This window comes from Pseudomonas sp. N40(2020) (assembly GCF_014472415.1).
Lineage (GTDB): Bacteria > Pseudomonadota > Gammaproteobacteria > Pseudomonadales > Pseudomonadaceae > Aquipseudomonas.
This window is the reverse complement of sequence record NZ_JACSZV010000030.1, coordinates 69,735-76,846: the sequence shown is the minus strand read 5'-3', so window position 1 is coordinate 76,846 and position 7,112 is coordinate 69,735. Positions and strand designations below refer to the sequence as shown.

Annotated in this window: 7 protein-coding genes and 2 pseudogenes; 3 read left to right on the top strand and 6 right to left on the bottom strand. The window is 49.9% G+C overall.

All coding sequences use genetic code 11. The features are described 5' to 3' along the window. Positions 1 to 129 precede the first annotated feature (129 nt). Positions 130 to 204: pseudogene (locus tag IAI51_RS28345) on the top strand (DUF2256 domain-containing protein); the annotation flags it as partial. A gap of 3 nt (positions 205 to 207) precedes the next feature. Here the strand turns inward: IAI51_RS28345 and IAI51_RS28000 are convergent. The 4 genes and pseudogenes from IAI51_RS28000 to IAI51_RS19060 form a co-directional block, all read right to left on the bottom strand. Continuing rightward, positions 208 to 357: a DUF2188 domain-containing protein gene (locus IAI51_RS28000; RefSeq protein WP_410458013.1), complete on the bottom strand. Its 150-nt coding sequence runs from the start codon at positions 355 to 357 to the stop codon at positions 208 to 210. A 121-nt stretch (positions 358 to 478) separates the two neighbouring features. Further along, the gene (locus IAI51_RS19070; protein WP_187679886.1) at positions 479 to 820 is read right to left on the bottom strand and encodes a hypothetical protein; all 342 of its coding nucleotides are present in this window, start codon (positions 818 to 820) and stop codon (positions 479 to 481) included. Between the two features lie 475 nt (positions 821 to 1,295). Further along, a pseudogene (locus tag IAI51_RS19065) lies at positions 1,296 to 1,863 on the bottom strand (ester cyclase). A gap of 149 nt (positions 1,864 to 2,012) precedes the next feature. Then, on the bottom strand, positions 2,013 to 2,684 hold the full coding sequence (locus tag IAI51_RS19060; protein ID WP_187679885.1) for an SDR family oxidoreductase: 672 nt from the start codon (positions 2,682 to 2,684) through the stop codon (positions 2,013 to 2,015). A gap of 227 nt (positions 2,685 to 2,911) precedes the next feature. On the opposite strand from IAI51_RS19060, the gene IAI51_RS19055 reads away from it, so the two are divergent. Continuing rightward, the gene (locus IAI51_RS19055; RefSeq protein WP_187679884.1) at positions 2,912 to 3,802 is read left to right on the top strand and encodes a LysR family transcriptional regulator; all 891 of its coding nucleotides are present in this window, start codon (positions 2,912 to 2,914) and stop codon (positions 3,800 to 3,802) included. Between the two features lie 144 nt (positions 3,803 to 3,946). Here the strand turns inward: IAI51_RS19055 and IAI51_RS19050 are convergent, their stop codons facing one another. Together IAI51_RS19050 and IAI51_RS19045 are read right to left on the bottom strand one after the other, a co-directional pair. Next, positions 3,947 to 4,216, bottom strand: a complete 270-nt coding sequence (locus tag IAI51_RS19050) for a hypothetical protein (RefSeq protein WP_187679883.1) — start codon at positions 4,214 to 4,216, stop codon at positions 3,947 to 3,949. Positions 4,217 to 4,267: 51 nt separating this feature from the next. Continuing rightward, positions 4,268 to 5,941, bottom strand: a complete 1,674-nt coding sequence (locus IAI51_RS19045; RefSeq protein ID WP_187679882.1) for a cyanophycinase — start codon at positions 5,939 to 5,941, stop codon at positions 4,268 to 4,270. Positions 5,942 to 6,309: 368 nt separating this feature from the next. Between IAI51_RS19045 and IAI51_RS19040 the strand changes: the two genes are divergently transcribed. Beyond that, entirely contained in the window at positions 6,310 to 7,086 is a 777-nt protein-coding gene (locus tag IAI51_RS19040) for an ABC transporter substrate-binding protein (RefSeq protein ID WP_187679881.1), read from the top strand. The last annotated feature ends 26 nt before the right edge of the window (positions 7,087 to 7,112 follow it).

Genomic DNA, 7,112 nt, shown 5'->3' with positions numbered 1-7,112 from the left:
GCGACATCAGTCATTACCTGATGCATCGGTACAACTGGATTAGACCGCACCAATTCAATAACGGACTGGCCCCAGCTCAGGCCGAGAAAAAACTTAACGTCGTGTCCGGGATTAGTTGACCACTACAAGGCGCGCTGCTGGACTGAGGTGCGCTACTGCTCAGAGCGGTGCAGACGGCGAAAACGCGTTGAAAACTCCTCTTAGAACTCATCCTTTGCTTTGAGACGGATCCGCACTCCCGGGGTACGTCCGTTCCGGCTGAATAGCCCCATCTTCTTTGTGGATCTTTAGCGACGCTACATTTCCCTCAAAAAAAGCTCTAGATTGTTCGACAAGCTCTGCATTGGTCTCGGTCATTTTAAGCGCAATGAGAACTCTAAACGCCGCAATATACAAAATGCTGGAAATTCCCCAGCAGCGAAGTCATAGATTTTTTATCTCTCTCAGATTTTCAATCTGGTGCAAAAACTTTCAACACTCAGTCGCTGTTTACTATACGAAAGAGATGAACTGTAATGACGGCCAATAAAGGTAACAAGACAACCATCATTAACATTTCCGGTAACTCGCCCCAAATGGCTTGATAGAGGCCTTTCTCACTCATCCCATAAAGCTCTTTAACATTGCTTGAAAATAGCAACACTGAGAAGCAATACGCGACAACTCCCCGCGTCCATTCCATATGGCCTGATACAAATCGGCTCAAGACGCCTCCCCAAACCCCGCTGAGTAGGCATAAAGAGAGAAAACCCAGATCTGAGCTAGTAAAAAATGAGCTTGCGATTGCTCCAATCATTGCGCTAACCAAATGGGTGTGCATAAGCAATTTTCTCCTGAATAACAATCAAATCGCACGCCTCAAAAAAGAGAAGTACGGACAGGTTCAAAAACTTACATCTACACGCAGGTGACCTCATCTTAATACCCTCCTAAGCCGGATCGGAGGACGCAACATAAATCGGAACCGTTCTGGTAGTTTGCCTGGGCCGGCTGAATCCATTTGAGTGAGCCGAGGTTTTCCGCTACCGCTGTTATTTCATTCAAGAAATCGAGCGTTTTTGTGCGAGTACACTTCAGCGTGAAGCCAAAGTTTCGATAGCTCTATCCGTACCTGCTGGTTTATTACGTAATAGCCCTAAGACGGTAGCGCGAAAACAGACTAATGTTGCGTATCACATCGCTCCAGCCAGTGCTGCATTTGATTAAACTAGACCGCCCAGCGATATGCAAAGTTAAATTAGGGTGCGCTTATTTTCGTTCGAAAATAAAAACTAGAATACAGATAGAGTTTCACGCTAATGAGTGTTTCCTTGCAGGATGGCGATCTGCTTCATTAGTTTTAGATTGTCTTCAATGTGCCAGTTCGCAATAATCTTGCCGCTTTGGATTTGATATATATCCGTGGCTACAAAGTCTACCACCTGGCCTTTACCTTTAGATGCTCCGAACGTGCCGGTAAAATGCCCTTGAAAATGTAAGTGCGCCACAACACGGTCGCCTGCAATGATCATCTGCTCTATGTCGCAATTGAGGTCCGGTACCGCCTCTCGAAATGCTTTGGATGCCAGCAATGGGCCCTCGGGTCCCTGCACACGACCCGCGGGTGGGGTTTTATCTATAAAGTTTTCAGCTAGACACTCTCGGGCAAGGCTTTCGTTACCGGTATTCCAAATACGTGTCATAACGACGGGCCACAGTTTCCATTGTTTTCAGCTGTGCAGGAGATAAGCTTTTGTCAATAATTAGCACGCTTGGCTTTACAAGATTAACGGGCGCTGCGAATGTAAGTACCGAAAATGTCAGCGTTACAAAAGAGCTTACTGCACGGACGATTAAACTGCTGGTTGGGTATGAACTGTGCATGATGAGGTTTCCTTCAGTGATGTCGAACACTTTGGTTTTTTGGCCACTCGTTCACGTGCAATTCCCCCACCCTATGGCAGAGCGAACCATTCAAGGCAGCTAACCGAGGGGAACGCGCAGAAGTCCCCTCGATGAAGATGCTGTGTGCACTACCTGACCAGTGCGCCGCCATCAATATCGATCGTTGCGCCTGTGACGAAGGGATTTTCAATGACAAAAAGAAACCCCTGTGCAATGTCTTCCGCACGCCCAAAGCGACGCGCGGGCAGAGTCGCAGCGGCTTGATCCAGCATGGATTTGCGCGCAACAGGCTCCATTCCTTGATAGGCCTCGGTATCAGTCAGGCCAGGGCTGATGACGTTGACTCTGACGGGTGCCAGTTCGACTGCAAGAATTTTGGCCACTGCTTCAATGGCAGCATTCATAGCAGTTTTTATCAGTGTTCCTGGTACTGTCTTGCGCGCTAGAAAGCCCGAGGTAAACGTTATTGTGCCGCCGGGCTTGATGTGAGGTGCTGCTGCTTTGGCGACAGCTAAGGCTCCCCAGAATTTGACGTCAAATGCAGTTTTTGCGGTATCGAAATCAAGGTTTACCAAGGGGCCTCCAGGTGCGCTTGATCCAGCGGTGAAAATGACATGGTCAACCAATCCGATGTCTGTAAAAAAACGTTCTACCGATGCAATGTCTCCAACGTCGAGACCGCTACTGCGACTTGCGACAATCACCCGGCCAGGCCGAGTTTCAAGGCTCAAAGCCAATGCCCTTCCGATTCCACTGCTGCCGCCGATTACGACAGAAATAGTTCCTTCACCGAATTTCATCGCGATTCTCCAAAGGCTAGTTTTTTCGATAAGACTTAAAGGCTACGAAAGCAATGAATTACATAAATGCTGACCTAATCGACCGTCAAAGGTGACCTCGTCACCTCGGGAGAGCCCCCCGCAGATATGTGCGTATTGCCTTATGAGCCGTTAGTGATACGTTAGGGCGGACGAATCAATCTGACAATTAGCCTACAATCGAAAATCAATTTCGGAAAAGCCGAAGAATGTTTTTAAAAAATCTAGAGTTGTTTTTACTAATCGTCGAAAAAGGCGGTTTGTCTGCGGCCGGCAAAGAGATGGGCTTATCGCCGGCGTCGGTCTCCGAACGGCTTGCGCAGTTAGAAAGTTATTACGGCGCAAGCCTGATCAAGCGATCTACTCGCGCCATTCATTTGACAGATGAAGGACGCGTGTTGGTAGAGGGGGCTCGCCGCTTGCTCAAAGACGCAGACGAACTCCACTCCAGCATTCGTCTTGGTTCGTCACATGTCTCGGGGCCTATCCGTCTCAGCGCTCCTCATGACTTGGGACGCCAACTTATTGAGCCAATCCTCGCCCGATTCTTGATCGAGCATCCTGAAGTAACCATCGAACTAAACCTGAACGATGGCTATATCGACCCCTTAGGTGAGGGTGTGGATTTTTCGATACGTTATGGAACGTTGACTGACAGTACACTGCACGCGAAATCTATTGCAGAGAACCGAAGAGCGGTTTGCGCGTCACCGGACTATTTGGCAGTGAATGGAATCCCCCTATGCCCTGAAGACTTAACGCGGCATGAGTGTTTGGTGATGCGCTTCGGGAAAAATATATCGCGCGAGTGGTCATTTGCCAAAAACGGCACGGAGCACCGTGTGGTCGTTCACGGGCGGCGAGTTGCGAACGATGGAGGGCTGGTCCGGCAGTGGTGTCTGGCAGGGTACGGGATCTGCCTGAAATCCATATGGGATGTGCGAGCAGATCTGGATGCAGGTCGTTTGATTGAGCTATTACCGGAATATACAGCCGGTACAACCGCTTTACACATCGTGTATCCGCATACTCAGATGCTGCCAAAAAGGGTTCGATTGCTGATGGATCTTATTGTCGCAGAATTGGCTCCTGTAAAGTAATGACATAACCCGCCCGACACCTGCCAAGCGTGAGTTTTTGCATCTCCGATATCATCGATGACTAGCCCGCACATTTGAAAGGCAAGCAAAACATTAGCATCTGATTAAAAAATCAATTCAGAAAACAGGTTATATAGTTTTTGTTTAAATTAAGTGTCTAGGCAAAAGTTCATCAGGCCAAGCGCCAGAACGCTGACTCAGCAGCGGATGTTCGAATGCCCAGGACCTTTCTCCGATCTCCGACATGAATCTCGTTTTAAAGGTGCATTGAATAATCGAATAAAAACCAGCGCTGGTCTTTTCACGAGCCAACACCTTAAATAAGTTATTATCTCGCACCCTTAAAGCAAGATCCATGTCCTCTCGACGAAACAAGTTAGTTAACGCACGAATTTCAATTTCGTCGAGATGCATCTACCTACTCACTCACCGAGACATCGCAGCCAACTTTCGGCTGAGTAATCTTTAAGGTTGTCTATTCAGCTCAAAAACACTAGCCACTAGATTAGCCACCTCATCTCGGCGCACGGTCTTACCCTTAGGCGGGTTTAGTATTAATGTCGTGTTTCGCCCTTGGGCAATCAGAACCTTACCTGCTTCAGCCCATTCTTCGCTGCTGACCGGTTTGCTCGCCTGAAACTCTGGTCCGCTTTTCATCCATCCGTTAGAGACGACAATTTCGGCCTGACTCAGTAACGGTGAGTCCGCTGGAAGATCATTGAATACAGGACGCTTGTCGACCTTCATTTCGCCGGCCAACGCCATCTGCAAGGTGTTGGCCAACTCGCCCCGAGTGATAGCGCGGTGAGGTTCGAAGGCATTGGACTCGTTGCAGGTCATCAGCCCACGAAAAACAACAGCGCGTACCGCAGCGAATTCCGGACTTTCAGGGATGTCAGTGGGCACATTTTTATGAGCAGGCCTCAACCAGGCATCAACAGGAGTTATGTCAAGACGGACGCCCTGAGCCGAGTAATTTGTCAATGAGTCATAGCTGTTACTGTGCGCAATAAAGTCCGGGGTTTTTGAGAATTCGAACCGGTAGCCGTAGTGGTAGCCGTTGAGAGGATTGTACCTAGTCATTAAACCCACTTGGCGAGTCGCCGTGTTGTCCGCCAGGCCATAAAGCACTGCCCGACGCATCGCAGCCACTGCTGACAAGTCAGTGATCAACTGGTTACCTACCAGGTACTCATCGCCAGCTTTAATGACTTCTTTGCCTTCTGCCGGCGATACAGCCTCGGTCGAAAGATCGTACTGGTCACCATTGCCCAACATCGCGAGACGTACATTATGCAACTCAGTGCCATATACCCCGAACTGTTTGTTCGCATGACTGGCATCCATTATCGTCAGGTAACCCTCGCCTATGACCTCGATCTGACCACCAGGCTTCACCCACATAGCAGTGTTGGTGTCGAGTCCGAAGCCTTTCATACTCCGCCCGCCGATAAGATAACTCGCCATGCGCGCCGTGCGGCCGGTACTGGTTTCTTCCAACTGATCCAAGTGCTGATCAATTATTCCTGCAGTGAACAAGCCTGAGCCTTTGAGTAACGCTACGCCACGCTGCCCAGCGGACTTCGCGACACCGAAATCCAACGTGTCCATGACAACCCCATACGCTGTTGGCATTTGCGCACCGAGAATGCTTGCGCCTGCGCTAGTGCCGCCAATGACTCCACCTTGCTCGTACACTTTGCGAACCGCTTGCATCGCCAGCGAGTCGCTACCATCAGTGTTAATCAAAGCCTTGGCTATTCGCGCCTGGTCACCGCCAACAAACCATACGGCACTTGCCTGCGTGATAGGGCTGACCGCGTCAGCGTCGTTCATGGTCTTCGTATAATTTTTGCTGTCAATCGAGGCAATAGTGACGTGAGCAGCCGGTAAACCCAGAGCCAGAAGCTCGCCTTGAAAGCGTTTGCTGGAACTTAAGCTGCCACTGGCCGTGGGCATGATCACGATTTTTGCCGCGGCAGGGCCACCCGCAAGATCAACAAATTTCTGATACACAGGCAAGTTGCTCGCCCTCAGCATCCCTCCCACCGCGAGCAAATGCCCCTCGGCCATAACTGAGGTCGTTGTTGAAGCAATCATCATTGCCGCCAGCGTGTTTTTTCTCATTATTTTGCTCATCCGCATTGCTCTTTTTGTGGGGAAGAACATCGACGACCTCAACGCCCTCATGTCGGCCAGCTTGAAATCTCTTTTTCATTTTTTACGCTGGTGAAATCTTATACGCCGCAAAAACACACGATTCAAGATCCCCCCCCTAACGCGAAAAAACACCATTTTCAAGAGGTTTAGTTATGTTTTTATTATAATTATCAATCACTTATAAAATACTTCTCTTAGTGAGAACCCAGACTCAAATGAATTTATTATTTTCTTAATTTACTTTTAATGAAAATAATCGTTTCATTTATCGGTAGCGCGTCGACTCGCTAAACCGTCGTCGGTGCCACAACGTCACCCATCTGATACCCGATGCAAGGAGTACCACAATGAAAAAAATCACTCTCCTCAGCGCCATTGCGTTAACCGCCCTGAGCGCATTCGCGATGGCAGAAGAACAGACACTTCGCATCGGTATCGAAGCCGCCTACCCCCCCTTTGCGTCCAAGACAGCCGTGGGGGCGATCACCGGCTTCGACTACGACATCGGGAATGCGCTGTGCGAGAAAATGGCGGTCAAATGCGTATGGACTGAACAGCAGTTCGACGGATTGATTCCATCACTGAAGGTTCGCAAGATCGACGCAGTCCTCTCCTCCATGTCGATCACACCCGATCGGCTTAAATCGGTCGATTTCAGCAAAAAGTACTATCACACGCCTGGCAAACTGGCGATGAAGGCCGGCACCGTCGTCAACGACCCGCTGGTAGACCTCAAAGGAAAGCGAGTGGGCGTTCAGCGAGCGTCAACCTACGATCGCTATGCCAGTGACAAATTCGCCGCAGCGGGTATTGAAGTCGTGCGCTACGGCTCCCAGGGTGAAGCGTTCTTGGACCTGGCGTCCGGACGCCTGGACGCCACCCTTGCCGACATCGTCAACATTGATGAAGGCTTCATCAAAACCGACGCAGGCAAGGGTTTCGCATTAGTAGGACCGGACTTCACCGATAACAAATATTTCGGCAACGGCGCGGGTATTGCGGTACGAAAAGGTGACTCTGCAACCGCTGAAAAGCTCAACGCGGCTATCGATGCCGTTCGCGCAGACGGCACCTACCAGAAAATCCAGAGCAAGTACTTCAGCTACGACATTTACGGCGGCTGATCACGTCCTCGGGAGGCGCTACGCGG